We start from the raw sequence: 26,231 nt of genomic DNA, 5'->3' as shown, positions 1-26,231 counted from the left end.
GCTGCCGGTTATTTACTCTGCAGTATACAGATCATTACGCAGCGCCTTCTGATATACGGATAAATCCGGCGATTCGGTAATCGATTTCTGCTCCACCAGGAAATCAGCGGTATCCTTCAGCAGCTGGCCGAACGCGCCCGGCTGACCGGGAGTTCCCATATACTCTGGCGCTGTCTGCTGCGAAGCATCAAGCACAATAATTTCGTTCATCGCTTTAAGGGTGGCTTCCGGGGTCAGTCCCAGCTCTGCAGATAACGCCTCTGCCGATTCCTGCGGCTGGTCACGGTAGAGCTTAACCGCCTCATCCAGCACTGAGATATATCCTTTGACCACATGCGGATATTTGGCGATAAAGTCATTATGGACGACGCCGAATTCACCGGTGATTCCGCCTTTGGCTGCAACCTCGGCAGAGCTGATAATGACCTTGCCGCCGTCTTCTGTCAGCTTCGACTGGCTCGGCTGCCAGGTGTATGCGCCGTCAATATCGCCGCGCTGCCAGGCGGCTACAATGTCCGGAGCCTGCATATCAAGGATGGTAAGCGTAGCCGGATCGATGTTCTCCTGCTTCAGAGCCGACAGCAGGCTGAAGTGGGAGGTGGAGCCGAAGGTGGTGGCAATGGTGTGCCCCTTTAGCTCCGCAAGCGAGGCAATGCCCGAGTCACTCTTGACGACAAGCGCTTCGCTCTCACCGATTACATCATGGATATAATAGACCTGATCCGGCAGTCCCTGGGCAATACCCGATGCGCCGGGCGGCGTGCCGAGCAGGCCGAAATCAATGCCCCCGCTGGCAATCGCCACATTCACATCACGGCCGGAGTCGAACTTCAGCCAGGAGACAGTGAACTCCGGATATTTCTTCTCCAGCAGACCCAGCGCTTTGGCCAGCAGCTCCCCGTTCGGAGATACCTGGTAGCCGATGCGGATCTCCTTCGGCAGCTCCTCCGCCGCATTGTCCGGCTTGGCAGTAGCGGTATCCGCAGCAGCCGTACCGGCCGCCGCTTCCGTCGCTTGCCCCGCGTTTTTGCCGCTGGCCTGATTATTATTGCCGCAGGCGGAAATCACCAGCAGTACTGCCAGCACCGCCAGCAGCGGGGTGAACCTGAATAATATGAATGCGCGGATTTGTCTCAAAGCATTCCTCTCCCTTTTGAATATATAGTCTTATTGCTCCGTCCACGGCGAGACGCGCCGGATCAGGCTGCGGATTACAAGATCAATAGCTATGGCGATCAGCGCCATAATGATAATGCCCAGATACATGATGTCACTCCGTAAAAACTTGCTCGCATCCAGCACCAGCCAGCCGATGCCGGATACAGCGGCGACCATTTCAGCGGCTACCAGTGTGGCATAGCTTACACCGACAGCCGTGCGCAGCCCGGTCAGAAGCTCCGGGAGCACCGAGGGGAAGATAATGAACGCATACAGCTTCCAGCCCTTAGCGCCCAGCGAACGGGCACCGTTAATCCGGTCGGGACTGAGCCGCTGCACGCTGAATACCGCCGTGATAAACAGCGGGGCAAACGCGCCGAGAAACAGCAGCAGCACCTTGGACACATCCGTGATTCCGAACCACAGAATCAGCAGCGTGTAGTAGGCAAGCGGCGGCAGCGGGCGGTAAAATTCAATAAACGGGTCCACGATTGCCCGCAGCACGCGGAACCGGCCGCAGAGGATTCCCAGCGGAACCGCCGTGGCAAAAGCCGCCGCCAGCGCCAGAAACAGCCGCCGCATACTGGTACCGATATGGTTCAGCAGCGTCTGGCCTTTGTAGCCGTCGCGGATGACATCCATGAAGGCGGACCATACAGTCTGCGGCTTGGGCAGGAACAGCGGATTGACCCAGCCGAACGTTGCGGCACACCACCACAGCAGCAGTACCGCAAGCAGGGAAGCAGCGGAAATTCCGCGGTACAGCCATTCCTTTGATATTTTCCCGCCAGCCCCTCTCCTTGCAGCAGCCGGTGCAAGCCGGTCCTCCCCGTTCTTTAGCGGCACTGCGGCCTGTGCCTGTGTGTTGCTCTGCATATCAGCATCTCCTTTATGCTTCATTCAAAAAGGCCTGCCGCTCAGCAGGGGCATACTTCACCCGTATTGCTGAGACAGCAGGCCTCCGGTTGTCCGGTCAGCTCTACCCGATAAACTCAAACATTGCACAAAAGGATTTGATCGTCTCCATCATTTCTTTTTCTATCAGGGACAGGTGATGCCGTTTGGTCCAGGCCAGAACGATCGATACATCCAGCTCGGCACCGGTAATTTCAAGCGGAACAATACTGCCCTTATTCACAAAATAATCACTCATAAACTCCGGGGCAAAGGCTGCACAAAGGTTCTGCGAAATCACCTTTTCCAGCATCGGAAAGCTGTCCAGCCGGTAAGCCACATTACATTCGCCGTACCCTCCAAGCAGCTCGGAAACCCAGCAGTCGGTAGCAAATTCCGTATTATATAACACCAGGGGCTGAGCCATCGCCTCCTGCAGCGTAATGCTTCCGCCAGCGGCCAGCTCAGACTCCCTGCTGACCAGCAGCACCAGGCGGTCCCTGAACAGCTCCCTGAAGCAAAGATCGCGTTCTCCGCCCGGACTGCAGCTTTTCATCACCACGCCAAAATCCGCTTTTCCCGCCGCAATATCACGCAGGTTGTTATTGGACTCACCGACCTTCATCAGCACATTTACATTAGGGTGCCTGTATTTGAATGTTGTCAGGGCATTAACCATAATCGTATTGCTGATGAACGGCTCTACCGCCAGATGAATGCTTCCGGTCATACTGCGCGTGTTCTCCTCGGCAAGCGCTTTGATATCCTCAAGCAGATCAATGGCTTCCATAGCTTTAGCAATGACCGCCTGTCCGATTTCAGTAGGATGCACGCCCTGATTGGTCCGCTTGAACAGCGGAACCCCCAGCTCCACCTCCAGCTTGGATACCGAGGAGCTGAGTGCAGGCTGTGATATGTAGGCGCGTTCCGCTGCCGTCGAAATGGATCCTGTCTGGGCAATCGCCACAATATGATAGAGCTGCTCCAGGCGCATAAGCGTCTTCCTCTCTTCAACGTAATAGCCTCATTATATAATCATAAATCCAATGTGACTACTAGGAAAAAGATCGCAGACAAGGACACAGGCTTTATCTTATTGTCCGGGCTGCTGCCCGTTCTTTCCCGGCTCTCCTGCAGGCACCCACTCCTCCAGCTTGTCGGCCAGCGCCTGCTGCGGATGATAGCCGCCGATTCTCATCCTCACCTCACCGCCCAGAAACAGCACCAGATGGGGAATCCCCTTCAGCCGCAGCCTGTTGAACAGATGGCGGTATCTGTCGGCATTCACCCCGTATACCTGCAGCCGGCCGCTGAAATCATGGGCCACTGCCTCGGCTACCGGGAACAGCTCCCGGCAGATTTTGCAACGCCGGGAACCGAAGAACACCAGCACGGGCTCTTCACTGCCAAAGGTCAGCTCATCAAATTCACGGTCTGTAATATGGGGCACATGCTTGCGGGGCACCTCGGTCCGCATCCTGTGCTTAACTTCCTGCTCCTGCCGTGACAGGCTCTGCCGCCGGATCAGCAGTTCCGGACGACCCGTCCGCTCCGCCGGACAGAATCTGATACAGGATTCCGCCCTCCGCATCCTTAGGCACCGGTGCTCCGGCCAGATGGCAGATGGTTGGGACAATATCGACCACTTTAACCTTGCGGCCGATGACCTCTCCGCCCTTCACACCGGCCCCCAGGGCAATGAATAGAGCCTGCATGGAATAGCCCTGCAGTGTATGATTGCTAAGGCCGTTGCCGTGGCAGCGGGTGAAATCCGGCTCCAGAATGTAGAAGATGTCCCCGGAATTTTCACCTCCCAGCCCGACAAGCTCCATATCATTGCGGTTCAGGGCAAAGCTGATTACCCGTCTGCCGGTTTTCGGATCACGGTAGCTGTACAGGTCATCAATAATCTTCTGGACTGTCTTATCATAGTCGGCAGGATCAACGATGCCCTGCGGGTCGCGTCCTTTTAAATTGAGATAAATGAACGTGGCACGCTGGGCGACTGCAACCGTATTGCTCCAGTCAATCTCCGGACCTCCGCCGTTATCCTGCAGTCTGGTATACCCCAGCTCACCCATGATACCAACGTTGATGCCCCACATATCTCCGATCAGCGGGTGATCCGTTTCAGGATTTTTAGCTACTCCGGCGTGGTCGGAGACAATGAACACCGCTGTATCTCCATCCAGCCGGTCCAGCAGCGCGCCGATGAAGCGATCGCTGATTTCATAAATCTTGTAAATGATCTCTTCATAGCGCTGATAGTCTGGTGAAGCGGCAGGCAGCGTATGATCGAGATAGAAATGGTTGAACATGTCGATGCCGTGCATATGGGTATAAAATAAATCCCACTCGTTCCCGTCCAGCAGATAATTGATCGCATCCACATGCCAGCTGTACATTTCCCCGATGGATTCGAGCAGCACCTGATCGGCTTGCGGATTCAGACGGCTGTAGTTGGACGGCTGCAGCATCGGGCCTACCTTGCTGTACAGCTCCTCACCAATCTGCTGCGGATGAAAATATTTGCCTGTCTTCAGGTCCAGCACATAGGAGGAATAAAATTTGAAGCTGCCGCCCGCCGGGTCCAGCTCCAGCACACGGATCTTGTAGGCAACCGGTATACTGGCACCGCCGATAATGTAGCTGTCGTAAATCCAGCCGCTCCATTCACCGGATACCGCTTCGCCGAGCGGGACTTCCGCAGTTTTGGAAGCATAGATGGCGATCCTGTTGTAGGTTACCCCGTCATCGGCTGTAAGAAGACCCCAGCGTCTGGCCTGGCCGTTATTTACCGGCACCGGGAATTCTTTCGCGTCTGCCGGGGCAGTGCTCCAGCCCTCAGCCGCCTTGACCGGTGTGAGGATCTGATCCGCAGTAGGCGTATCGGCTGACAGCTCCCCGTCCTGTGTCGTAGTAACCAGCCCCGGCTGTGTATAGCCGTAGCCCTCATAAGTCTCTTTGCTCAGCTCTGCCTTCTGGGTCGTTTCCTCCCCTTCAAAACGGCAGTTCGCTCCCGTATTGTCCACTACATGCGGAATTTCAATTAACTCAAAGTCACCGGCTCTGCCCTCGTAGAGCTTTTCATAGTCAATATAGCCGCGGAGATTCGTGTAAATGCTGGTTCCGTCCACATAGATCGCATCCTGCACCTGCGGCGGCCATGAGGTTGGATAGTTGAAGATGATGCTCTTCTTGCCGGCTCTGGCATAAGCCTCCCAGATCGTCTCGGCCTTCAGGAGCCCGGAATCAAAGCCGTAGTCCAGCACATCCAGCTCGTTACCCAGCGTATGGTTCCAGAAGCAGGTGATCCCATGCGTAGCCGGATACGCTCCGGTGGCAATCGATGCCCAGTTCGGCGGGGTGATCGCCGGCAGTACACTCTGCATGCCCAAATCGCCTGCTGCCGCGCCTGCTTCAATAGCTCTCCGGAAATTGGGAAGCTTCCCTTCTGCCACATAACGCCGGATCACTGATGGGTCAGCCCCGTCAAGCCCCAGCAGCATTACCTTTTTCGCTGTACCCTTGCTGCCTGCCATATCTATTCACTCCGTCCATTAATATTGTGGATATTCCAATGAGACAACTTGGAATTAATCTCCTAGAAACATTATAGACAGAGAGTCCGGCAAAAGTTAAATAGACGCTGCTTATACTGGTATAAGCGGCGTCTATCCCTTTTATTTCCTATGAGGTTGTACCTGCCGCGTACCGCTGTCTCACTTCCTCCACTACACTACGCAGCCGGTCACAGGTGGTGAGCAGCTGATCAACCTCTTCCCGGCCTACCTTCTCGACTATTTCATTCAGGATACCGGAGTAACGGGCCATCCGTGCCCGGAATACCTCCTGTCCTTCACCGGTAAGGCTGATATAAACAGCCCTGCGGTCTGTCTCAGATACGGCGCGTTCAATATACCCCTTGTCCTCCAGCGTGCTGATAGTCTGTGAGGCGGTTGGTCTGCTGATCTGCAGCAGATCGCTTAGCCTGGAGACCATGATTCCGCGGCACTCCGGCCTATCCGGCCGGGCCCCTTCCTTCTTCATCATCACATCAATCATGAACATCATCAGAAATTCACCGTAGGGAAGAGGATCATTCCAGTTCGTACGGTTCGTTAAACTTCTGATATTCTCAAATACCTTCAGCAGCTGCTCTTCCTGATGATTCTGGGAATCCATAAGATACCTCCGTGTATTGTATAGTCAGCCTGGACATTACATGGCCCGAAAAACAGCATCGTTCAGCTTCCGCAGCAGCTGACCCAGCTGCCCGCGCTCTTCTTCACTGAAATCCTCCAGCAGCTGCGCGAATTTGTCGCGGCGGACATCCGTATCACTCTTCAGTGTTTCAGCCCCCAGCTCTGTTATCTGCAGCGTGTACGCTCTGCCGTCGAGCGGATCGGGAACCCGGTATACATAGCCCTTCTGCTCCAGGGCAGAGGCCTGACGGCTGATCGTGGAGATGTCAAGATGGAACTCATCGGCCAGTGCCTTAACCCCGGCGGAGCCGTGTGAGGCAATCTGATGAAGCAGCAGGTAGGCTGAATGATCGAGAATACCATACTTTTTATAAGTGCTGATAGAGGTCAGCCGGCGGCTGAGAATGGTCATTTCCAGTTCAATTGCTTCTAAAGGGCTTCGTTCCATAGTGTGCGGCAGCCTCTCTTTCCTCGCAGATTCCTTGTTCACAGCTTCCTTTAACAGACAGTAAGGGAGCAATATCATTGACTTCAGGCATTCAGCTTGTATAATACAAGTATATAGTTTCATTATACAAGTTATTTGAACAAAAGCTAGTCCATTCATAGTTGGGGGAACCTCATGAAAGCTCATGAAATTATGATCAGACAGGTATACAAGGTGAAGGAATACGATACCGTACGTACCTTTATTGAGAAATGTCTGGAGCACCGGATCAGCGGCATGCCGGTCGTTAATGACCGGAACGAAATTGTCGCATATATCAGTGACGGGGACATCATGCGTTATATCGGCAAGCACGATGATCTGATCGTTGACTCTTTTTTTCAGGTAAATGTAATCAAGGGCGATGAGGATGAATTCGAGGAACGGACCAGCCGGCTGCTCGGCCTGAACGTCATGTCAATCGCCAAAAGGAAGGTCACCACTGTCACCTGGGACGAGGATATAGAGCGGATCGCTGCTGTACTGGGTAAAAAACAGATTAAAAAGGTTCCGGTTGAACGTAACCGTGTGCTCGTCGGCATTATCAGCCGCGGGGATGTTATCCGCCATTCCTTCAAAACCCTGTTATAAAATCAGCAAAAAGCCTGTCTGAAGCCGTAAGCTACGGCATTCAGACAGGCTTTTGCTTTATTCTTTACAGCTTAATGCTTGCTTGACTGGCTATAATCCTAGTCGGCAAAAACCTCTTTACCGTTCTGGATCGTGTATTTGTGATTTACTGCGGCTTCCTCAATGTCTGCAAAAGCCCAGTGTGCTGCCGGGACATCAGAGAAGCTTGGACGGGTTACACCCGTAAGCGGTCCTCTTCCGAACAAACGGTTGATTACAGTTACCGCTTCTGCACGGCTTAATGTCTTCGCAGGAGCAAAGCTTCCGTCTGCAAAGCCGGTCATTAGACCTGCTGCCTTCACAGCATCAACAGCTCCTGCTGCCCAGTGCTTGTTCACATCTGGAATGGCGGAAACAGCAGATCCGCTCTCATCAAAGGACAATGCCTTCAGACGTGCACTCAGAACCGCCATCTCGGCACGGGTTACTGCACGGTCCGGCTTAAAGCTGCCGTCCGGATCACCCTTCATCAGGCCGGCTGCTGCAACTGTCGAGATATACTCCGCAGCCCAGTGCTGGGCTGTTACATCTGTAAAGCCTGCTGCAGCTGCAGCAGTTGTCCCCAGGTTGCGTGCAAGAAGGGCAGCAAGCTCAGCCCGCGTTACTGCACGGCCAGGCTTGAAGGTACCATCCTCATAACCCTGGATATAAGAGGAATGCGAATAGGTTGCTTCTGTTGCCGTAGTCTGGCTTTCCGAGATAACCCCTGGCACAGCCGGTCCCGCTGGTGCAGTTGCACTGCTGCCCGGAAGCGAGGAGCTTGTCTCAACTACATTGAAGGTACTGAATTTGTTAATTACAAAGGAAATGCCTGCCGGCTCTTTAAGCTCATTGTACACGACAGTTCCCGCCGAAAGCTCAATATCCCCGTCACTGTGCACGATATATACGGCCAGACGGTTAGGGTCCAGTACATCCTTGATCCCGTTTTTCGCAAAAGGAATCGTCAGCGTTGTCTCAAAGCCGCTGTAGTTTGTTTCGATCTCAAGCGGCTGGCCAAGCGCCTTCAGATTCTGTCCGCCAAAGGACGTAGGAACCGGAGGTGTTACTTCTGCCAGTGCTGAGTTGCTGTGAACCGGCACAATCCGGAAATACAGATCCAGATTATCTCCCATCATGGACTGCAGCTCAGCTGAATTCAGCGTTATGGTTGAATAGTCACTCTGGATATTCAGCCTGAAGCCGTTTGCTCCCAGAAGGGCGAGTGTACTTGCCGGAACTTCAATTGCAATTTCATCAGCGGCATTCCCGGCCAGCTCATCAATGTATACAGTAGTTGCATTATTGTAGCCCGGTACAGAAGCTGAAATGATCTCCTGAGCCTTGGCAGTATCGAATACTACCTTGTCAATTTTGGAGACTGTACCGTCTGCAGCCGTTACGTTAATCCGTTTTACCGGAACTTGGGCTGTTACATCCGACTGGTCCTTCACTTCCACATTGCGGATATTGCTGGTATCTTCAACCTTTGATGTTCCTTCTGCAGTTACAACCAGAAGGAAGGTGCGGATTTTCTCCTGTCCGTCCCGGCTGACTTTCGCACTGAGCACTACAGACTCATCCTTGGTACCGCGGTTCACAGCAGCCTTGATGATGCTGCCTGATGCTGCGGGAATTTCAATAACCTCCGGCTTGCTGGAGGTCCAGCTGATCTGTGTACCGTAGCTGCCGTTCGCAGCAAGGGTCAGGGCTGACAATACATTCTCCCAGCTTTCACCGGCTGAATAGCTGATTTCAAGCAGCTTGGAGGCTTCATTTACAGCGTCTGCTGCGTTGATAGTTATAATTACACTAAGCGGAGCACTCTCCGTTTTTTTGTTTTCTGTCAGTGTAACGGAAATGCTGTCGCCCTCGGTCAGGGCAAGGCCCGTGAATTTCAGCGGACCTGCTGTATCTGTGTTATTTACAGCGCTGATCAGCAGCTTGTTATTTTTGTTGTAGATAGAAGCTGCCGCACCTGCCGGCACCTGATTGACAATAACAGTGCTTTGAGTGGCACTGATATCAATATTTCCGGCCAGAGGCTGGACAGTCCGCTCATAAACGGCCTTAACCTCCACCTTCGCGCTTGCCGCTTTATTTACTTCAGTGTAGCTGACCTTTACAGTCTGTCCCAGTACAAGGCCGTTCACTGCAAAATTAAAGTCAGCCGCAGCACCGGTATCATTATAAGTAGCCCCCAGCACAGTTACAGCATCTTCTGCGTATACAGATACCGTAACACTTGCCGGAACGCCGCTTGCTGTAACTACGCCGGTCGTCGCATTGGCCGTCAGACTACCGGCTGCTGGCGCCACGGTCGGCTCATAGGCTGCGGGAACATCTGTCAGCGGGCTTTGATCCTTGCCCGGCTCCTGTGAGCCGATTCTCACGATCTGTCCGTCTGCAAGTCCGGATGCAATTACGATATTTACATCAGCCGGGCTTCCAGTCTCATTGGTAACTGTTCCGAGCACGGTAATACCATCTTCGCTATATACAGATACCACTGCGTTTGCAGGCACATTTTTTACAGTAACAGCAGCTGTAGTTGCATTGGCGGAAATATCAGCCGCAGCAGGTGATGCCGTCACTTCATTTAGGGCTGTGATATCTGTAAGCTCGCTCTCAGCCAAATCTGGCTCAGTCAGACTCACCTTCAGGGCTTCCCCTGCGCTTAATCCGGCTGTAACGACTACCGTAACATCGGCAGCTGCATCAGCAGTGTTCTTACCTGTTCCGAGTACAGTCGTGCCGTCTGCGGCATATACCGTAACTTCTGTACCGGCAGGAACATTTTTAACAGTCACTGTGTCCGTAGTCGCATTAGCGGTAACATCGGCTGCCAGCGGTGCAGAGCTGCCTGCCGCAGCATCACTGATACCGCTCAGCAGAACTACACGATCAGGCTCGCCGTCCACCTTAAGAGTCAGGTTGCCGTTGGAGGTACCCGGACCCTGCGGTAAATACTGCACTTCAATCACACCGCCCTCACCCGGGGCAAGCTCGGAAGCAACGGTATTGCTGACGATGGAAAAGTCGCCGCTGACCGATACTTGATTGATTTTAAGCGCGGCATCCGACGTATTGGTTACTGTGACGGAGCCTTTCTTTTGCGCCGGATAATTAAAGTACAGATTGGTGTTTGAGAGATACAGCTTGTAGCCGCTCAGCAGACCCTGGAACACCTTGAGGTAGATCTTGCCGCTCTTCTCATACAGATAGAGAACGTCACCATTCGTCGTATTGATTGCCGCATTAGCTACGTCAGTGGCTGCGACCTCAACCGCTGAGGAAAGGGTAGTGCCCAGATCCTGGCTGACGCTGAAAAATACGGAGGAGCCGTTACTGAAGCCGGTCACGACATTGCCATAGCTGTCTGCGCTAAGGGAACGTCCTTGTGCGGACAGGTTGTTTCCGCCCTGCAGATCCGTTACAGATTTGTCCTTGATATTCATTCGGACCATATTCGAACCCGATCCGGCTACAAACAGGTATTGGCCTTTGCTGCCTGCCGATAACGCACCGACAGAATAATATACCGAACGGTTAGGAATTACAGCCGTCTCAAAGGTCTGACCGTGGGTGCTGCTGACATAATACTTCAGGGAAGGATCATCCTTTTGTACAATCAGATTACCTGTCTGAGGGTCAACATGCAGATCGGTAAAGGCAAAATATTCATTAAAAGCGTACTTGTTAAAGGTCGCCCCTTCATCACCGCTGTAATAAAGGTCTGACCCTACTGTGTCAGTCACATAAACGTAGCTGCCGTCCACAGCCATATGTACCGCACTGCCCATAAAAGAGCCTATTGTAGCTGGCGTACCGAATGTTTTACCGCCATCAGTGCTTTTTACGAGTACACCTGAACCGTTATTCACTCCTACAACATACACCGTTCCGGAAGAGGAAACCGCAATTTCCGGCTCGTAGCTGCCGCTTGCTGCCAGCACGCTTGGCTGAAAGGTTTTCCCGTTATCTGAACTCTTGGCTACGCGGATTTCCCCGCCCCCGTTGTAAAGTGCATAAATGGAGCCGTCCGGCGAAACCGCTAAATTTCTTGAGGTATTACCCGGTGCTATAGTCCAACTGGTAGAATCGGTATCGCTGACCAGGACCTCACCATACGCGCTTGTATCCGCCGGGCCCGCATAGCCGATGCCTGCAAAAGAGCCTATACTCAAACTGACGGTAGTAACAATAGATAATACCTTTGATAAAAACCGTTTCTTCATGCTGCTTACCTCCCAAGTTAAAATGCTGCGGCTGACTAAGGTTCACTCCTGTAATCAACTACTTTGTACCTATATTTTTAATCCTGGAGTCATTGTAGCAGACCGCTCTGAACAAACTCTCAACAAATCTCGACATATTTCACATTTTTCAAGGTCTTTTTTAACAATTTCCCGCTAAAATATGATCATTCATCAACTTTTTCGACAAAAAAAGACCGCCTGCATAATCAGGACGGTCTCTGGAAGGCTTATTAGGTTGTGTTGTGAATCAGATTCGTTACAGCTTGAGCAGCTGGTCCACCTTCACCGGCAGGCCGGTGGCAATCGACTGGTTGGCGGCAATGCCGGTCAGTATGGACTGGGCACCGTCAATATGTGAGGCTGCCCGGTTAAAGCGGTCATCAGCCGGACGCTCGAAGATATCACGCAGCATCACCGGGTCACCGCCCCCGTGTCCTCCGACACCCTCCTCAATCTCCACCTCATACGGGGCAGCAAACTGCGGGAATATGGTGATCTGCTTGTTCTTTACCGCACCCTCCTGATCCTTGCCGCCTCCGGCATTAACGTAGGATTGCTCGACAACCTTGACCTCCATCCGGCCCTTGGTGCCGTTAAATACAATATTGAAGCCTTCCCACGGCAGATAGGCATTCAGGGAGTAGTTCATGATCGTCTTGTTCTTGTATTTGACCATAACGCCCATGGTGTCCTCAATGCTGATATTATCGCCAAAAACGCTCTGGTCGCGCAGGTACCCGTCCTCGTGCTCAGTGTCCAGATACATCTTTTTCAGCTGCTCATTGTCCTTGAGATGCAGGGCGAACGGGTCGTTCTCTGCCGCCTTGCTTCCGTGCACCCGCTGGTAGAACTCGGTAACCCCGCGCTTCTCGGCATTTTCCCGCCCGTAGAAACGCAGGTCGCCCATCGCAAATACCGTATCCGGCCGGGAGCCGAGCCAGAAATTCATCAGGTCAAAATGATGCGTCGATTTGTGGACCAGCAGCCCTCCGCTGTTGCGCTTGTCGCGGTGCCATCTGCGGAAATAGTCTGCCCCGTGCTGCGTGTTGAGCAGCCATTCAAAGTTGACGGACAGCACCTCACCGATCGCCCCGTCCATTATCAGCTCGCGAATTTTGGTGTTATGCGGCGCATAGCGGTAGTTGAAGGTTACTCGCAGCTTTTTGCCGGTGCGTTCGATTGCATCCAGAATCTCCTTGCATTTTTCCACATCCGTAGTCATCGGCTTCTCGGAAATGACATCACAGCCCAGCTCCATAGCCCGGACAATATAACGGTGGTGTGTACGGTCAACACTGGTAACAATTACGGTATCCGGCTTCGTCTCTTCGATCATCTTATCGAATTCATGCGCCTTGTACGCTGGAACAGCATGGTAATTATATTTGTCAGTCAGCAGTGTATTTACATAAGCCATTCTCGCCCCGTTGACATCACACAAGCCCACAATTTCCGCAGTCTCCCGGTAATTCGTTGTAATCTCCCCGTAAAAGAATTCGGCCCGGCCGCCCGTGCCCACAAAAGCATATTTCTTGCTTCCCACTGTTATCACTCCATCGCTATTGTTTTGAATGCGTTTACTACGTATATTGTATAGTATAAAATACATTCATTTCTAAACGGTTTTTGCTTAAAATGAGCTATTTTATGCATATATTATCCTTAACATAGGGGTGGGCAAGATGCAGGAGGAGAAGCAGGAATTTTTGTTTTGTGTGGAGCAGGTGAAAAGGGCCGGCGCCTTCAGCATGGACACCGACCATTTTCATGAAACCTATGAAATCTATTATCTGCTTGCCGGGGAGCGCAGCTACTATATTAACAATCTGGTCTATTCTCTGCGCAAGGGCGACCTGATCTTCATCAACCGCAATGAGCTGCACCGGACAATGGCCAAGGGCACGGTACGCCATGAGCGCATCCTGATCAATTTCCGCCGGGAATTTCTGCAGGAGATGCTTGGGGGCAAAGGGCTTACGCTGCCCTTCTTCAGTGAACAGTGCCTGCTGCTGCGGCCGGATGCGCATGAACAGGGCACCATTGAGAACCTGCTGTTTGCGATGCTGAAGGAGCAGCAGGAGCCGCGGGGCCACCAGAGCCTCTACCTGCAGACGCTGCTGATCCAGTTCCTGATTGAAATGAACCGTATCCGCGAAAGCGCTCAGGCCGCAATCGCCCCGGCCAATGACGAGAAGCAGCGCAAGGTATATGAGATTATCGAATATCTGCAAGCCCGCTACACTGGTGCCGTTACGCTTGAGGAGCTGTCGGAACGGTTCTACCTCAGTGTTCCGTACCTGTGCCGCCTGTTCAAGCAGACGACCGGCTTCACGATTATTGAGTATCTGAACACGATCCGTGTCCAGGAAGCCCAGCGGCGGCTGCGGGAGAGCAGCGACTCCGTTACAAGGATCGCCGAGGACACCGGCTTCGACAGCATCGCCCACTTCGGCCGCGTGTTCAAGGCAATTGCCAAGCGCTCGCCACTGCAGTACAGGAAGCAGAACCGGTGAGGGGATACAACGGCCGCCATAGCTAGCCGGCGGGATTATTCCAGTATAATCTGCGGAGAAGCCGACAGACCGAACCGGACAAATGCATACCGTGCCTGATAGACGTGTGTATCCGGCGGCAGCTCCTTGTCCGTCCAGCCCGGTTTGTCCTTGAAGCTGTCCGGCCCCACCTTAAATACTTCTCCCTTGATATGGTGATGGGGTCCGAGCAGATTGCGGCAGCTGCCGGTCAGAATCAGCTCGATGTCATTACAGCCAGGCCGGAGATACGGAGTGATATCTGTTTCGTACGGCTCCCACATAAAGGTCTGCACCTTCGTTCCGTTAATGAGCAGCTTGCTAACGATGGCATCCGGCACATTCAGGAAGCTCCACTTGGCAGACCGGATATTCTCCATGTCTATATCAAGTGTCTGGTTCAAATGAATGCTCCCGGCAAAGAACGGGAATCCCTGCCGGGTCAAGTCTCCGGCACTCACCTTCTCCGGAGCCTCTGTCAGGACGAATGGCCCCTCCGTCCATACCGCCCTGCGCTCAGTGTCCTCATATACCCCGGCAGACTCAACTCCGAAGGAGCCCAGCAGATAGATGCACTCCATTTCCTGCTCCAGCGTCAGCTTGTTGCCCTCTGCCTCGAACTGCTGTGCCCGCTCCAGCTTGGCCTGCAGAGCAGCCGAGTGGCGGAACTCCGTCTTCAGGATGACCGTATTCCGGCCGGATACAGCCATTCCCTGAATATCCAGCCTGCGCATGGAGATATCTCTCCACCAGCCGCAGTCTGCCGGGGACACAGGTGTACCGTTCAGAGATATTTCGAACGCCTCCGGCTGCTCCAGCACAAGATAGAGCTCACGGCTGCGCTTGACATCAAAGGCTGCATCAAATTCAAAGGCCAGCTCGACCAGAACAGAGCGTCCAAGGGCAAGCAGCTGCTCCTGGATAAAGATTACCGGCTGCGGCCCGGACCATGCTCCGCCATCAATGCGCACCCGGGCATTGTCCAGGGTTAAGCTGTTCAGATCAAGACGGGAGATTTGCCACACTGGCCCCAGTTCTTTAAGCTGCTGGTCTTCCGCAGAAGGGGCTGATAATGCGCTGTTGTTTCCCCCCGGGAGCTGGTCCGCCCTGTCGTCCCGGTCTTCCGCAGCAGCCGAAAACCCCTTCGGATCTTGCTTCAGCATCAGGGACTGCCCGGCCTGAAGCGACAGGCGCAGGCGGACGCCATCTGCGGACGCCTCCTGCGGCAGATGCCTGATCTCCCCGGTTTCGAGATCAATCTGCGATACCGGTCCTTGCCCGCTCAGCTCAGCCGTCAGTCCGGTAAAGGCCTCCGTACCGGAATTGACCAGATAATAGAGCAGCGATCCCTCAAGCTCCAAGGTCCGCAGATTAAGCTCATCTGCAGCAATTGTCCCGCCTGCCTCATCCATCAGCCGGATTGACGGTGCAGACACCGCGGAGACCGCCTCCGCCACCGCGCTGCAGCTCCAGCCGGTCATAACGGCAGCCCGCCTAAGCTCAGCAAGCCTGCTGTCCTCTTCCCCGCCGGTCAGCACCGGAAAAGCCTCAAAGGCGATCAGTCTTCCGCCCTCAGCGGTAAACCGCTCAAGAAGCTCAACCGTTGCCTGATCGAGTGTCAGACACGGCGGAATAATAACGACCCGGTACGCCGCCTCCCCGACAATGAACCGTCCTCCGTTCACCCGGCCGTGTCCGGCGATAATGCTCTCGCTGCCGTAGTCATGCTCGATCAGGCTGCGGCACAGCCAGCGGGTCAGCTCGGCGAAGGATTCATGGTAAGGCACTACGGCAGAGGAATCCCCGCCGCACTGCAGGGTCCAGGCTGTGCGTACCGGATGAAGCAGCAGCACCTCTGCCCTGCCTTTGCCCTCGGACATCAGCAGGGACAGCCGGGCAAAGTAGTCATTGAAGGCTTTATAATCCCCCCACCATGGCTGCTGATAGAACAGGGAGGGCGGATAATCGCGCTTGCGCAGCCCGCGCAGTGAATAGCTCTGCAGATGCTGGCAGAGCAGATTGATGCCGTGCACAAACTGCCATTCGCCGATCCGCTTCAGCTCAGCCAGGCTGACGTTCCAGCCGGAGCAGCCGAAGCTTTCGGTAATGGTCCGCTTCCGGCCAAGCTGGCGGGCCACGGAGCTGACCTGCTTGGGCACCAGCGGATCACTCCCGGTGAACCGGCCGAGCCAGTCACAGCCGGGAATCTGCTGATACTCGTAGAAGGCCATCGGGTCGCCGACAGAGGTTACCTGATGCATCAGCTCCTGCTCATCAACGACATGGCCGGTTGCAGACCAGCCCTTGCCGGCACACCACTCCCCGATCTGCCTGGCATAAGCCTGGGTGAACATATAGGTTACGGTCTCCCAGTAATCATATCTCGCTTTGCTGCAGCCGCCTGTTTCAAGAAACAGGGAAGGCAGGATATCCTTCACATCGTAGCCCCTGCGGGCTGCAAAAGCCTCCTCCAGGTCAAACGACCACGGCAGGCCGCCGCGGGCGAACTGCGGCTCATCCGTGAACACACCCTGCAGCTCCGTACCGTATTGCTCGCCGAAGGTATTCCAATAACGCACATATGCTGCATCGATAAACGCGGCGACCGCCTTCCGGCTCAGCGTATCCGTGTAATACGGATTGAGCTCGTAGCTGATCCTAAGACTGGCGGTGCCTTCCTCACCGGGAGCCAGCAGCCGGTAGCTCCGGCTCTGCTCCTCGAAGGCATACCAGCCGATGGTCTGCTCCTTCGACCCGTGAAACGGGGCCTGTTCACAGACCAGCCGCTTCTGCTGGTACTCCGGTCCTTTGGCCGGAATCTCCCCGTCCGCGAAGCCGCTGGGCCAGCCGTTCTCATCATACAGCCAGGCCTGCATCCCAAGCCGGCGGCTTGCCTCCAGGGACACGCGGACAGCTTCCATCCATTCCGGGCCCATATACGGCGTCTTTAGCCCGCTGCGGGCATGCATGAAGAAGCCTCCGGCACCCGCCCGGTGCATCTCCTCAATCTGCCGCTCCAGCTCCTCCTTCTCCAGCCTGTCATTCCAGGACCAGAACGGGACGGAGCGGTACTCCGCCGGCGGGTCACCCAGCATATCCCATAGCTTCATCATTCTGCTGAGTTCACCCTTTCAGACACAGGGAGAGCAGGTCATCCACATGTGCTGTTGCCAGACATTCCACCGTATCCGCAGCGCCATAATAGATTTTCACCTCGCCGCTGTCCTCCAGGATCATGCCGCCGGGAAAAATAACATTGTTGCGGAAGCCCCCGTCAATCTCGTAGCTTACCTCCGGGGCAAGCAGCGGCTCCTTGTACATTCCGATGATCTTGCGCGGATTCTCCAGGTCCAGCAGCATGATCCCTGCAGTATACCGCTTCTTCCAGGCCGGCTCCCAGCCGTGCTTGCCGCGGGAAGGATCAATATCCACCGCATGGAAGGTCGTCAGCCAGCCTTTGTCTGTCTTTACCGGAGGAGCGGCAGGACCTACCTTGTCATTGGCGAACGGCACGTGCTCCACGGCGAACAGCAGATCTGATCTGCCCCAGTACTTCAGGTCCGGCGACTCGGAGATCCAGGTGTCGAAGCGGTCCTGTCCGCCCCGGCTGTATACAGTGAACGGACGCTCCAGACGGACATAATTGCCGCCGATTTTCTCGGGAAACAGCACCATATTGCGCAGGTCCGGCGATGACAGGCTGAGAATCTCAAATGACTCGAAATCATCCGTCACCGCGATTCCGCCCCTGATCCCGTGTTTTGTATCTACGGCAAAGCACATATAGCAGCGCCCTCCGATGACGCTCAGGCGGGGATCATAGGCGCGGATGATCTCTTCGTCGTGCAGCTTGAAGCATTTTCGCGGGCTGACCTCCCAGCTGATGCCGTCGTCGCTGAAGGCAATGCCCAGGTCTGTCGTATGATGCGGCTCTATGGTCTGGCCGGCAAGTGAGCCGTAATCGTTGCGGAACACCATCACATATTTGCCGTTGAACCGGGTTACGCCTGCATTGAATACAAGCGCTGTAGGATAAGGAACCCGTGAAGCATCAAGTACCGGATTGCCCGGATAACGCCGGATGAGCGGGCTTGAGGTCAGAATAGCTGGAACCTGGACTGTCATTGTAATTACCTCCTGAATCTGAATGATCTCATGTCTTTTTATCGTTGTTATACGCATTAAATCCAATTTATCTAACACTAAATCTGCATTCGTTGCGGCTTATCCCTTCAGCGAACCGGCAGTCATCTGCATAAAGGATTTGTTGGCGAACACGTAGGCTACCAGAATCGGCAGAATTGACAGGCAGGCACCGGCCATCATGTAATGGGTCTGCGAGGCTGCGGAGATGCCGTATTTCAGATTCGCCAGGCCGACGGTCAGGGTCTGCAGCTCCGGCTTTGTCATGGTGAACACCAGCGGCAGCAGATATTCATTCCACGCCCCGCGGAAGGTGAACAAAGCACCTACGCCGAGGCCGGGACCGAGCAGCGGCAGAATGATCGTCCAGAAGGTGCGGGAGAGCGAGCTCCCGTCAATCCGTGCAGCCTCGTCCAGCTCCCGCGGAATGCCCTTCATAAAGCTCAGCAGGATAAAAAAGATCGAAGCGTGCGCCGAAATCAGAATCAGAATGACACCCCACAGCGAGCTGTGCAGATGCAGCTTGACCATCAGATCAAACTGCGGCCGCAGCACCACCGCCCCGACTGCGACGAACATCGTGAAGGCCTGGAGGCTGACATAGATTTTTTTGCCGGCAAAGTCCATCCGGTCCACTACATATGCGGCCATCGAGGATACCAGCAGGGTACCTGCAACCGTGGACAGGGAGACAATCAGGCTGTTCACCGTATAGGTCGAGAAATTAGCCTGCTGCCAGGCTTCCGCATAGTTGGAAAACTGCCAGCTGCCCGGCAGAAAGGTCGCGCCTGTCGTCAGCTCCATATTGGTTTTGAAGGAGCCCAGGATCGTTATCACCACAGGCACCAAAGTAATAAAGGCAAAGGCCAGCAAAAAAATCCATAATACCGTTCTGCCCGTTAGTTCTCTTGCTCTCATCTCACATCACTCCTCAATCCATCCGGTTCATCCGTCTGGAGGCATAGAAATAAACCACCGAGATCATCCCCACGATCAGCGCAGACACAAAGGCAACCGCACTGCCGTACCCGAATTCCTGCACCTGGGTTGCAGCCGAGCTGCCGCCGACAGGGAAGAACAGCTTGTAGAGGTAGAGGAACATCACTTCCGTTTTGCCGGCAGGGCCGCCCTCGGTCAGCACCATGATGCTCTCGTAGCCCTTCAGGGCGTTGATGATTGCCAGCATAATGACCATCTGCAGCACCGGTCCCAGCATCGGCAGGGTAATAAACCGGAACTGCTGTATTTTATTAGCCCCGTCAAGAGCTGAGCTCTCGTAAACATCCTCGGGAATATTCTGCAGCCCGGCCAGAAACAGCAGCATGTAGTTGCCGACCGCCCCCCACACCGCTACAAGAATGACAGTAAGCATCGCATATTTAGGGCCAAGCCAGTCGATCCCGGAGGAAGAAAGGTTAAATTTAATCAGGAACTGGTTCAAAATTCCGTTGTATGAATTGAAGATGGTGAAAAAGACCACTGCCATAACGGCAGTACTTATAATCGTCGGCATAAAAAAGACCGCCCGGAGCAGCTGTCTGCCCCTGATCTTACGGTTCAATACCGCCGCCAGCAGCAGCGACAGCGGGATGGAGAGAAGCAGCTTCCCTCCGGCATAGACGAAGGTATTCACTACAGAATCCCAGAACTGGGCATCCTGCAGAATCCGGCTGAAATTATCGAGTCCGATAAAACGGGCTGTACCGTAGCCCTTGTAGTTGTAAAACATATAGCGGAATGCCCAGGCTATCGGGTAGATCCCCAGCACGATGGTGAGTATTGCACTCGGCAGCAGATAGCTGTAGGCAAAGGCGGCATTCTTGGTTCTGTTCATGGTTCTTCACAGGCTCCTTCCTGTTGGCTGCCAATGAGTAAGGAGGGGTACAGCCTAAGTGCAGCCCCTCCTTACCCTCTCTTTATTTGGCGAATTTTCCGGCAAGCGAGGCAGGATCAAAGCCGGCATCCGGCTCAGCCTTCAGGCCGTCGTTCTTGATTGCATCATCCAGTGCCGCGTTATAGCGCTTGTTCAGATCGGCAATAACAGCATCCAGGTCGCCGCCGTTCAGCATATATTTGAAGAATGCATCATCTGATTTCATGCCTTCAGGGGCAACTGTTGGATAGACAGGCCATACCCCGTCATACTGGTTCGGCAGGAAGCCTTCAATGCCGTTGACTTCGGGGGTCTTGGCAACCGCACTGACCGAAGGCACCATCGAGATGCCGTATCCGTTCTCCTGGTAGGCGGTCAGGATCTGATCACTGTACATGTACTCCATGAACTTCCACGCTGCTTCCTTATGCTCCGACTTGGAGCTCAGGGCCAGCCATTGGCCGCCCAGGAAACCGGATGCTCCCTTGGCATTTCCGTCAATGGTCGGGGCTGGAGCCGCAGCCCAGTCAATTTTGGCCGGGAACTGATTGCTGTATACTCCCGGCTCAGAGGAGAAGCTCAAGTACATGCCGATCTTGCCTTCTGCGAATTGTGCGCGCAGCGGATCGATATCCAGCGATTCGACACCCGGCAGCATGCTGCCGTCATCCTTGATCTGCTTGAAGGCTTCAATGATCGGCTTAAACCCGCTGAAGTCAAAGCGTGCCGTCCGGAAATCATAACCGAAGCCGCCGAAGCCGCTCATCTCCGCGATAACCCGGGCCGAACGTCCGAGTGCGCTGGGCGGGCTCTTGAAATTCTGGGCGAAGCCGTAGGCGCCGTCGGCCTTCCCGGCTTCTGTCAGCTTTTTGGCGGTATCGACCAGCTCCTGCAGGGTGGTTGGCGGACTGGTGACCCCCGCCTTGGCGAACAGGTCCTTGTTGTACACCAGACGCATCGTCGTGCCATAGTTCGGCAGGCTGTAGCGCTTGCCGTCGAAGGTATTCAGATCCTTCATTTCCGGAAATTTTGTCTTCAGTTCTTCAGACAGGAATTCGTCGATTGGAGCCAGGTATTCTTTTTTGTAAAAGGTTCCGATGGTGTTCTCCTTCACCCGGATCACATCCGGCGAGTCGGCCGTCTGGAAGGACAGGTCGAGTGCGGTATCGAAATCATCGCCCTTAACGACCAGCTCCACCTCAATGCCGTCCGTATTCGTCGCATTAAATTCTGCGACCTTTTCTTTTACAAAGTCGGCATCATGCCGGTCACCTGTCCAATAGCTGATTTTGGTTTTTTCGCCTGCAGCCCCCGGTTTCTGATCTCCCCCGGCATTCTCTGTATTATCGGAGCCGCCGCAGCCTGCCAGCCCTAATGCCAGCACTGTACTCAGCGAAGCCAGAAGCAGTTGTTTCTTCATTCTGATAACCCCCTTATATGGTCCAACCTGTGGTTGCCTTACACCTAAATTATAGGGCAGTCCGCTTCTTCGCATAATGCGGGTAAACCCACATTAAGGGCAGGTTTCTGCTGAACAATAGCGAACGGGAATGAACTTCCTGCCCTGCAGCAGCTCGTTCATCCCCGTAGAATTGCAGGCGCTATCGCCGTAATCAGGCCTTGCCCTGATAATAGATTTTGAACTCCGAAGGAGTCATATCGGTGTATTTCTTGAACACCTCACTGAAATAACGCCGGTGCTCATACCCGAGCTCCATGGCGATCTCCTGCACCTGCAGGCCTTCAATCAGCATCGCCTTGGCCCGTTCCATCTTCTCGTGCATTACAAAATGCTGAAAGGAAATGCCCGTCACCTTCTTGAACAGGTTAGAGAAATAACCCTGGCTGAGATTGATCTGCCTGGCTACCTGCTCCAGCGTCAGGCTGGTATGCAGATTGGCACAGATGTACGCTTTGGCCTGGTAAATGATGCGGCTGGATTCGGTAGAGCGCTCCTCCTCGATCCAGCGGCAGCTCTGCGCACACAGCTCCTCAAGCAGCAGGCGGATCTCATGCAGCTGCGGATGCATGCGGCTCTTCAGCCTGTTTACCTGCTGCTCGAGCACCTGCACCTTTTCATGCGGGAACAGCTCCAGCATGACCCGGCAGATTTTGAACGCCAGCTCATAGCCGATGCTCTCCACATACTGCGGGGCAGGCAGCGGGCTCAGCTGCAGCAGCTCCCCAAAAATATTCTGCAAAATAAGCCGGCTCCTGTCTTCATTGCCGGAACGCAGCGCAAACAGGAAATCCTGCTCGGCGGCGGCGGAGTAGCTGTTCACCGCCTGCGGCTTATGGACGATGTTGGCATAGCTGTACACCGCATTCCCGTCCGTATAAAAGTGATAGGCCAGCGCGCTTAGCGCCTGGCTGTAGGAATCCGCCAGCCCATGGATCGTCGGGACACAGAGTCCCACCCCTACCGAAAGGGTGCTGCGGGAATACCGGCTGACATTGGCACAGCAGGCTTCTGCAATCTGCCCGGCAATCCCCGGGTCATCCGTATTGAGGATGCACACATAGCGGCTCGCCGCCTCCCGGAATACAACGCCCTTCGTCCACTCGGCAACGGTCTCCTCCAGGATATTCTGCAGACTGAACCGGATCAGCTCGATTTCCTGCACCGGCTGGCGGTAGTACTTCTCAGCAAAATCATCGATCTCTGCGATAAACACCGCGAAATCATGCTGCGCAAGCGGGATGCCGAGATACTCCCAGCGTGAATGGGAGCTGTGCTCTGCGGTCTGATGCTGCATCAGAAAGGTCAGATATTCCTGGCGCAGCACCGGCAGGCTCTCCTTGATCCGGAGCTCCATCGCCTGGATCCGCTCCTGCTCCACCCGCTCCTGCAGGCACTGCTCCTTGGCCTTGAGCACGACGTTCACGATCTCATCGATTGCAAAGGGCTTTTTGACAAAATCCATCGCCCCCAGCCGGATCGCCTGCTGTGCATAAGCAAATTCTGAATAGGCGCTTAGGATGATAATTTTGCAGGCCGGGGCAAACTGCAGGATCGCCCGGGTCATCTCCAGCCCGTCCATCCGCGGCATCCTGATGTCCGTAAGCACAATATCCGGCCGCCGGCTGCGGATCATCTCCAGCCCCTCCTCGCCGTCGAGTGCTGTCCCGGCCACCTCGATCCCGTGCTCCTCCCACTGCGGCTTGCGGGCGATCATTTCCACAACGCTTTTGATATCGTCGATAATGCATAATTTAACTGCTCTGGTCTGCCGGTAGTCCATAGCTGCCTCCCTCTTCTCTCAGCGGGCTGAGCGGTATCCACAGATCGGTGCGTGAGCCCTCACCCGCAACGCCTGAAAGCTCCATTCTGGCTGCATCACCGTAATAGAGCTGAAGCCGGTGCCTGATGTTTACCAGCGCATAGCCTTTTTTGGAATATTCCCTTCCGGCCATTCCCTGCTCCACCTTCACTGCGTCCATTCCTTTGCCGTTATCCTCAACCGCAATATGCAGCAGCGCCTGTTCCAGCTTAATGCTTACCGTAATCACCCCGCCGCTCCGGCGGTCGGCAAAGCCGTGCTGGATGCAGTTCTCGACAACCGGCTGCAGCAGAATTTTCGGGATGGGCACTTTCATTACTTCTTCATCCTCAATAAAGACACGGTAGTCGAACAGGTCCTCATAGCATTTCTGCTGAATCGCGCAGTACTGCTGTACATGCGACAGCTCATCCTCTAGCGGGATCAGATCCCTGCCGCCGCCGAGCCCCAGCTGGAACATCTGCGACAGGGACAGGATCATCTCGTTGACATCCTCATTTTCCTCCATGACCGATTTGCAGTAGATCGTATTAAGCGTGTTGTATAAAAAGTGAGGCTCCATCTGCGCAGTCAGCGCCCGGATCTCCGCATGCCGCTTGCCCTCTTCGTTCTTGCGCACATCCTGGATCAGCGCCTTGATTTCGGCCATCATCCGGTTAAACTGGAAGCCGACCTGGGCAATCTCATCCTGATACCTGCTCTCAAACGTTACGCCCAGCTGATTCTCCTCCACCCGGCGCATTAGTCTGCTCAATTTGAACAGCGGTCCCAGCAAAGCTGCCGTCAGCTTGTTGGAGAAGAACCACGCCGTCAGCAGAAAAATCAGAATGACCAGGACAATGGTCCGCTGAATGCCCTTGAGCTGGCCCAGCAGCTGGTCCTTGGACTGCAGTCCCGCCAGCGTCCAATCCGGTGCAGCGCTTGAACGCTTATAATTAATCAGATACTCCTCACCGCCGAAGGTATAAAAGAAATTCCCCTCACCGCCTGCCGGGCTGTCCGGCAGAAAGTTCCGGCTCGGCTGACGGCTCAGGCCGCTTAGGACCACCTCATCACCTTCCGTATTCAGCAGCATGTACTGCCGCTCGTTACCAGCGGTATTCTGACCCAGCAGCGAAGCAAGCCTGTTCTCCCTTATATTGACTACGATGAACACGTTGGTCACCGGAGTGTAGTCATAAATTCCCCGCACCACAAAGGAGACCACGCGCTGGCTGCCTGTAAACAGCCGGTCGTAATGGCCTTTTGCCCAATAGCCGCCGGGGCTTTTTCTGCTGTTGTCATACAGCTCGGAGCCGTAGAAGGAATGATCCTGCGTCCGCGCCTGGGTTGTAGAATAAAAATCACCGATCGGCGTGGCAATCAGGACATTCTCGATCATCGGCTCATTAAAGGTGACCTGGGACAGCACATACTGCAGCTCCGAGAGGCGCACATAGTAATTCGATACATCGTGTGCCTGTACATCCAGCATCATTTTCCTGTAGGCATCACTCAGCATCAGGGATTGTACCGACATCGCCACATCATTTAGCCGGTAATCCAGCAGCTGCAGCGTCTTGTCCACAGTCTCCCTGCTGTTATCAAAAGCGTTATTCTGAATTTCCTTCCCGGCAATCCGGTAGGTCAGTATCCCCATGGCCGTAATTGACAGCGTTATCAAGACTAGAAACGAGAGCAGTACCCGCTGCTTGATGGAGATCCTGTAAAATAAGCCGCTGAGCCTCCCCCAAATCAGACCTGCCCACGCCGAAACTCTTCGCATACGCGACGCCCCTTCCCGCACCCCCGTAGTCCATATGCCTGCCAAGCACAGACTATATTTTCTGTACCATACGACTTCTCCGGGGAAGGTGTCAACAAAATAAAAAAACCTGCTGAACGAATTCAACAGGTTTCAGAAGCTCCATAAGTATGATTGTGCAGCGGCAGCTTATTCCTTCACGCCACCCAGCGCTACACCGGCAATGATATACCTGGATAACAGGAAATACACCACAAACAGCGGCAGGGCTGTCAGCGCCAGGCCCATATAGATCGAGCCGAACTCCGTTTTGTAAATATCGCCGCGCAGCAGGCTCACCATGACCGGCATCGTATATTTTTCCTTCTGGGTCAGGAGGATGAGCGGCATGAACAGGTTGTTCCAGTTAGCCACAAAGGCAAAGATCGCCTGGGTCGCCACCGCCGGCATCATTAAGGGCAGGATGATCCGGTTAAAGGTTTTGAATTCGCCGGACCCGTCGACGCGTGCAGCCTCCACAATCTCCAGCGACAAGGTCGCGAGCAGGTACTGGCGCATGAAGAACACCACCGCCGGTGCGGCAATCGCAGGCAGGATCAGCGGAAGGAAGCTGTTGGTCCAGTGGATTTTATACATAAACTGATAGAACCCGATCGCACTTGCCTGGGAAGGAATCATCATCACGCACAGGATAAAGGTAAAGAACGGCTTGCGCAGCTTCCAGTCATAGGTGACAAGCCCGTACGCCGCAAGTGACGAGAAGTAGACGGTCAGAACCGTCGCCGAGCTGGAGATGATAAAGGAATTCAGAAAGCCCTGCACCGGATCAAAGCTCTTGTCCAGCAGCACCCGCAGATTGTTCATCATATGGGTGGACGGAATCAGGGACAGGCCGCTCTGAATTTCCGCTGTAGACCGGGTTGCGTTAACAAACATGATCCAGAACGGGAGGATGCTGAGCACCGCCAAAAAGATACAGACCACATAAATAATCGTCTTGTTGATCTTCCGGGTAACAGCTCCGCTTGAATGATTATGGTCCATATG

General features: G+C 54.3%; 19 protein-coding genes. 2 read left to right on the top strand and 17 right to left on the bottom strand.

The window, feature by feature from the left end:
• Positions 1-12 precede the first annotated feature (12 nt).
• From R70723_RS08405 to R70723_RS08375, 7 genes are all read right to left on the bottom strand, one after another.
• Entirely contained in the window at positions 13-1,137 is a 1,125-nt protein-coding gene (locus R70723_RS08405) for a taurine ABC transporter substrate-binding protein (protein ID WP_231574846.1), read from the bottom strand.
• Positions 1,138-1,167: 30 nt separating this feature from the next.
• Entirely contained in the window at positions 1,168-2,034 is an 867-nt protein-coding gene (locus R70723_RS08400; RefSeq protein WP_081957558.1) for an ABC transporter permease subunit, read from the bottom strand.
• 103 nt (positions 2,035-2,137) lie between these two features.
• On the bottom strand, positions 2,138-3,046 hold the full coding sequence (locus R70723_RS08395; RefSeq protein WP_039871335.1) for a LysR family transcriptional regulator: 909 nt from the start codon (positions 3,044-3,046) through the stop codon (positions 2,138-2,140).
• A 99-nt stretch (positions 3,047-3,145) separates the two neighbouring features.
• Complete coding sequence (locus R70723_RS08390; RefSeq protein WP_052421229.1) at positions 3,146-3,529, bottom strand: thioredoxin family protein; 384 nt, start codon at positions 3,527-3,529, stop codon at positions 3,146-3,148.
• Positions 3,530-3,536: 7 nt separating this feature from the next.
• Positions 3,537-5,594, bottom strand: coding sequence for an alkaline phosphatase family protein (locus R70723_RS08385; protein WP_063837757.1), 2,058 nt, complete (start codon positions 5,592-5,594; stop codon positions 3,537-3,539).
• A 148-nt stretch (positions 5,595-5,742) separates the two neighbouring features.
• Positions 5,743-6,237, bottom strand: coding sequence for a MarR family winged helix-turn-helix transcriptional regulator (locus R70723_RS31960; RefSeq protein WP_052421228.1), 495 nt, complete (start codon positions 6,235-6,237; stop codon positions 5,743-5,745).
• A gap of 36 nt (positions 6,238-6,273) precedes the next feature.
• Positions 6,274-6,705: a MarR family winged helix-turn-helix transcriptional regulator gene (locus R70723_RS08375; protein ID WP_039871332.1), complete on the bottom strand. Its 432-nt coding sequence runs from the start codon at positions 6,703-6,705 to the stop codon at positions 6,274-6,276.
• 174 nt (positions 6,706-6,879) lie between these two features.
• Here R70723_RS08375 and R70723_RS08370 point away from each other — a divergent pair, with 174 nt between their 5' ends.
• Positions 6,880-7,335: a CBS domain-containing protein gene (locus tag R70723_RS08370; protein ID WP_039871330.1), complete on the top strand. Its 456-nt coding sequence runs from the start codon at positions 6,880-6,882 to the stop codon at positions 7,333-7,335.
• Between the two features lie 98 nt (positions 7,336-7,433).
• Here the strand turns inward: R70723_RS08370 and R70723_RS08365 are convergent, their stop codons facing one another.
• Both R70723_RS08365 and R70723_RS08360 read right to left on the bottom strand, forming a co-directional pair.
• A complete protein-coding gene (locus tag R70723_RS08365) occupies positions 7,434-11,591 on the bottom strand; it encodes an S-layer homology domain-containing protein (RefSeq protein ID WP_039871326.1) in 4,158 nt (1,385 codons plus the stop codon).
• Between the two features lie 277 nt (positions 11,592-11,868).
• Positions 11,869-13,155, bottom strand: a complete 1,287-nt coding sequence (locus R70723_RS08360) for a Gfo/Idh/MocA family protein (protein WP_039871324.1) — start codon at positions 13,153-13,155, stop codon at positions 11,869-11,871.
• 139 nt (positions 13,156-13,294) lie between these two features.
• Here R70723_RS08360 and R70723_RS08355 point away from each other — a divergent pair, with 139 nt between their 5' ends.
• Positions 13,295-14,125 carry a helix-turn-helix domain-containing protein gene (locus tag R70723_RS08355; protein WP_039871321.1) on the top strand — a complete coding sequence of 277 codons (831 nt, stop codon included), beginning with the start codon at positions 13,295-13,297 and terminating at the stop codon, positions 14,123-14,125.
• A gap of 35 nt (positions 14,126-14,160) precedes the next feature.
• On the opposite strand, the gene R70723_RS08350 is transcribed toward R70723_RS08355, so the two are convergent.
• From R70723_RS08350 to R70723_RS08315, 8 genes are all read right to left on the bottom strand, one after another.
• On the bottom strand, positions 14,161-17,256 hold the full coding sequence (locus R70723_RS08350) for a glycosyl hydrolase (protein ID WP_039871318.1): 3,096 nt from the start codon (positions 17,254-17,256) through the stop codon (positions 14,161-14,163).
• A 10-nt stretch (positions 17,257-17,266) separates the two neighbouring features.
• Positions 17,267-18,268, bottom strand: a complete 1,002-nt coding sequence (locus R70723_RS08345; protein WP_039871314.1) for a glycoside hydrolase family 130 protein — start codon at positions 18,266-18,268, stop codon at positions 17,267-17,269.
• Positions 18,269-18,367: 99 nt separating this feature from the next.
• Positions 18,368-19,204 carry a carbohydrate ABC transporter permease gene (locus R70723_RS08340; protein ID WP_039871310.1) on the bottom strand — a complete coding sequence of 279 codons (837 nt, stop codon included), beginning with the start codon at positions 19,202-19,204 and terminating at the stop codon, positions 18,368-18,370.
• A gap of 13 nt (positions 19,205-19,217) precedes the next feature.
• Positions 19,218-20,120 (bottom strand): carbohydrate ABC transporter permease, encoded by a 903-nt coding sequence (locus tag R70723_RS08335; RefSeq protein WP_039871308.1) that lies wholly within the window; start codon positions 20,118-20,120, stop codon positions 19,218-19,220.
• A gap of 82 nt (positions 20,121-20,202) precedes the next feature.
• Complete coding sequence (locus R70723_RS08330; protein WP_039871305.1) at positions 20,203-21,579, bottom strand: ABC transporter substrate-binding protein; 1,377 nt, start codon at positions 21,577-21,579, stop codon at positions 20,203-20,205.
• 193 nt (positions 21,580-21,772) lie between these two features.
• Positions 21,773-23,401, bottom strand: coding sequence for a response regulator (locus R70723_RS08325; RefSeq protein ID WP_039871303.1), 1,629 nt, complete (start codon positions 23,399-23,401; stop codon positions 21,773-21,775).
• On the bottom strand, positions 23,373-25,205 hold the full coding sequence (locus R70723_RS08320; RefSeq protein WP_047171070.1) for a sensor histidine kinase: 1,833 nt from the start codon (positions 25,203-25,205) through the stop codon (positions 23,373-23,375). The genes R70723_RS08325 and R70723_RS08320 overlap by 29 nt, the downstream gene beginning before the upstream one ends.
• 168 nt (positions 25,206-25,373) lie before the next feature.
• The gene (locus tag R70723_RS08315; RefSeq protein WP_047171069.1) at positions 25,374-26,228 is read right to left on the bottom strand and encodes a carbohydrate ABC transporter permease; all 855 of its coding nucleotides are present in this window, start codon (positions 26,226-26,228) and stop codon (positions 25,374-25,376) included.
• Between the last annotated feature and the right edge of the window lie 3 nt (positions 26,229-26,231).

Origin of the sequence: Paenibacillus sp. FSL R7-0273 (assembly GCF_000758625.1) — a bacterium.
Classification (GTDB): Bacteria; Bacillota; Bacilli; order Paenibacillales; family Paenibacillaceae; genus Paenibacillus_AQ.
The sequence above is the reverse complement of the archived record's forward strand: the minus strand, read 5'-3'. Positions and strand labels throughout refer to the sequence as shown.

Coding starts and splice junctions, on each gene's coding strand:
- R70723_RS08400 (WP_081957558.1), bottom strand. CDS start 2,034: ATGCAGAGCAACACACAGGCACAGGCCGCAGTGCCGCTAAAGAACGGG.
- R70723_RS08395 (WP_039871335.1), bottom strand. CDS start 3,046: ATGCGCCTGGAGCAGCTCTATCATATTGTGGCGATTGCCCAGACAGGA.
- R70723_RS08390 (WP_052421229.1), bottom strand. CDS start 3,529: ATGCGGACCGAGGTGCCCCGCAAGCATGTGCCCCATATTACAGACCGT.
- R70723_RS08385 (WP_063837757.1), bottom strand. CDS start 5,594: ATGGCAGGCAGCAAGGGTACAGCGAAAAAGGTAATGCTGCTGGGGCTT.
- R70723_RS31960 (WP_052421228.1), bottom strand. CDS start 6,237: ATGGATTCCCAGAATCATCAGGAAGAGCAGCTGCTGAAGGTATTTGAG.
- R70723_RS08375 (WP_039871332.1), bottom strand. CDS start 6,705: ATGGAACGAAGCCCTTTAGAAGCAATTGAACTGGAAATGACCATTCTC.
- R70723_RS08370 (WP_039871330.1), top strand. CDS start 6,880: ATGAAAGCTCATGAAATTATGATCAGACAGGTATACAAGGTGAAGGAA.
- R70723_RS08365 (WP_039871326.1), bottom strand. CDS start 11,591: ATGAAGAAACGGTTTTTATCAAAGGTATTATCTATTGTTACTACCGTC.
- R70723_RS08355 (WP_039871321.1), top strand. CDS start 13,295: ATGCAGGAGGAGAAGCAGGAATTTTTGTTTTGTGTGGAGCAGGTGAAA.
- R70723_RS08350 (WP_039871318.1), bottom strand. CDS start 17,256: ATGATGAAGCTATGGGATATGCTGGGTGACCCGCCGGCGGAGTACCGC.
- R70723_RS08345 (WP_039871314.1), bottom strand. CDS start 18,268: ATGACAGTCCAGGTTCCAGCTATTCTGACCTCAAGCCCGCTCATCCGG.
- R70723_RS08340 (WP_039871310.1), bottom strand. CDS start 19,204: ATGAGAGCAAGAGAACTAACGGGCAGAACGGTATTATGGATTTTTTTG.
- R70723_RS08335 (WP_039871308.1), bottom strand. CDS start 20,120: ATGAACAGAACCAAGAATGCCGCCTTTGCCTACAGCTATCTGCTGCCG.
- R70723_RS08330 (WP_039871305.1), bottom strand. CDS start 21,579: ATGAAGAAACAACTGCTTCTGGCTTCGCTGAGTACAGTGCTGGCATTA.
- R70723_RS08325 (WP_039871303.1), bottom strand. CDS start 23,401: ATGGACTACCGGCAGACCAGAGCAGTTAAATTATGCATTATCGACGAT.
- R70723_RS08320 (WP_047171070.1), bottom strand. CDS start 25,205: ATGCGAAGAGTTTCGGCGTGGGCAGGTCTGATTTGGGGGAGGCTCAGC.
- R70723_RS08315 (WP_047171069.1), bottom strand. CDS start 26,228: ATGGACCATAATCATTCAAGCGGAGCTGTTACCCGGAAGATCAACAAG.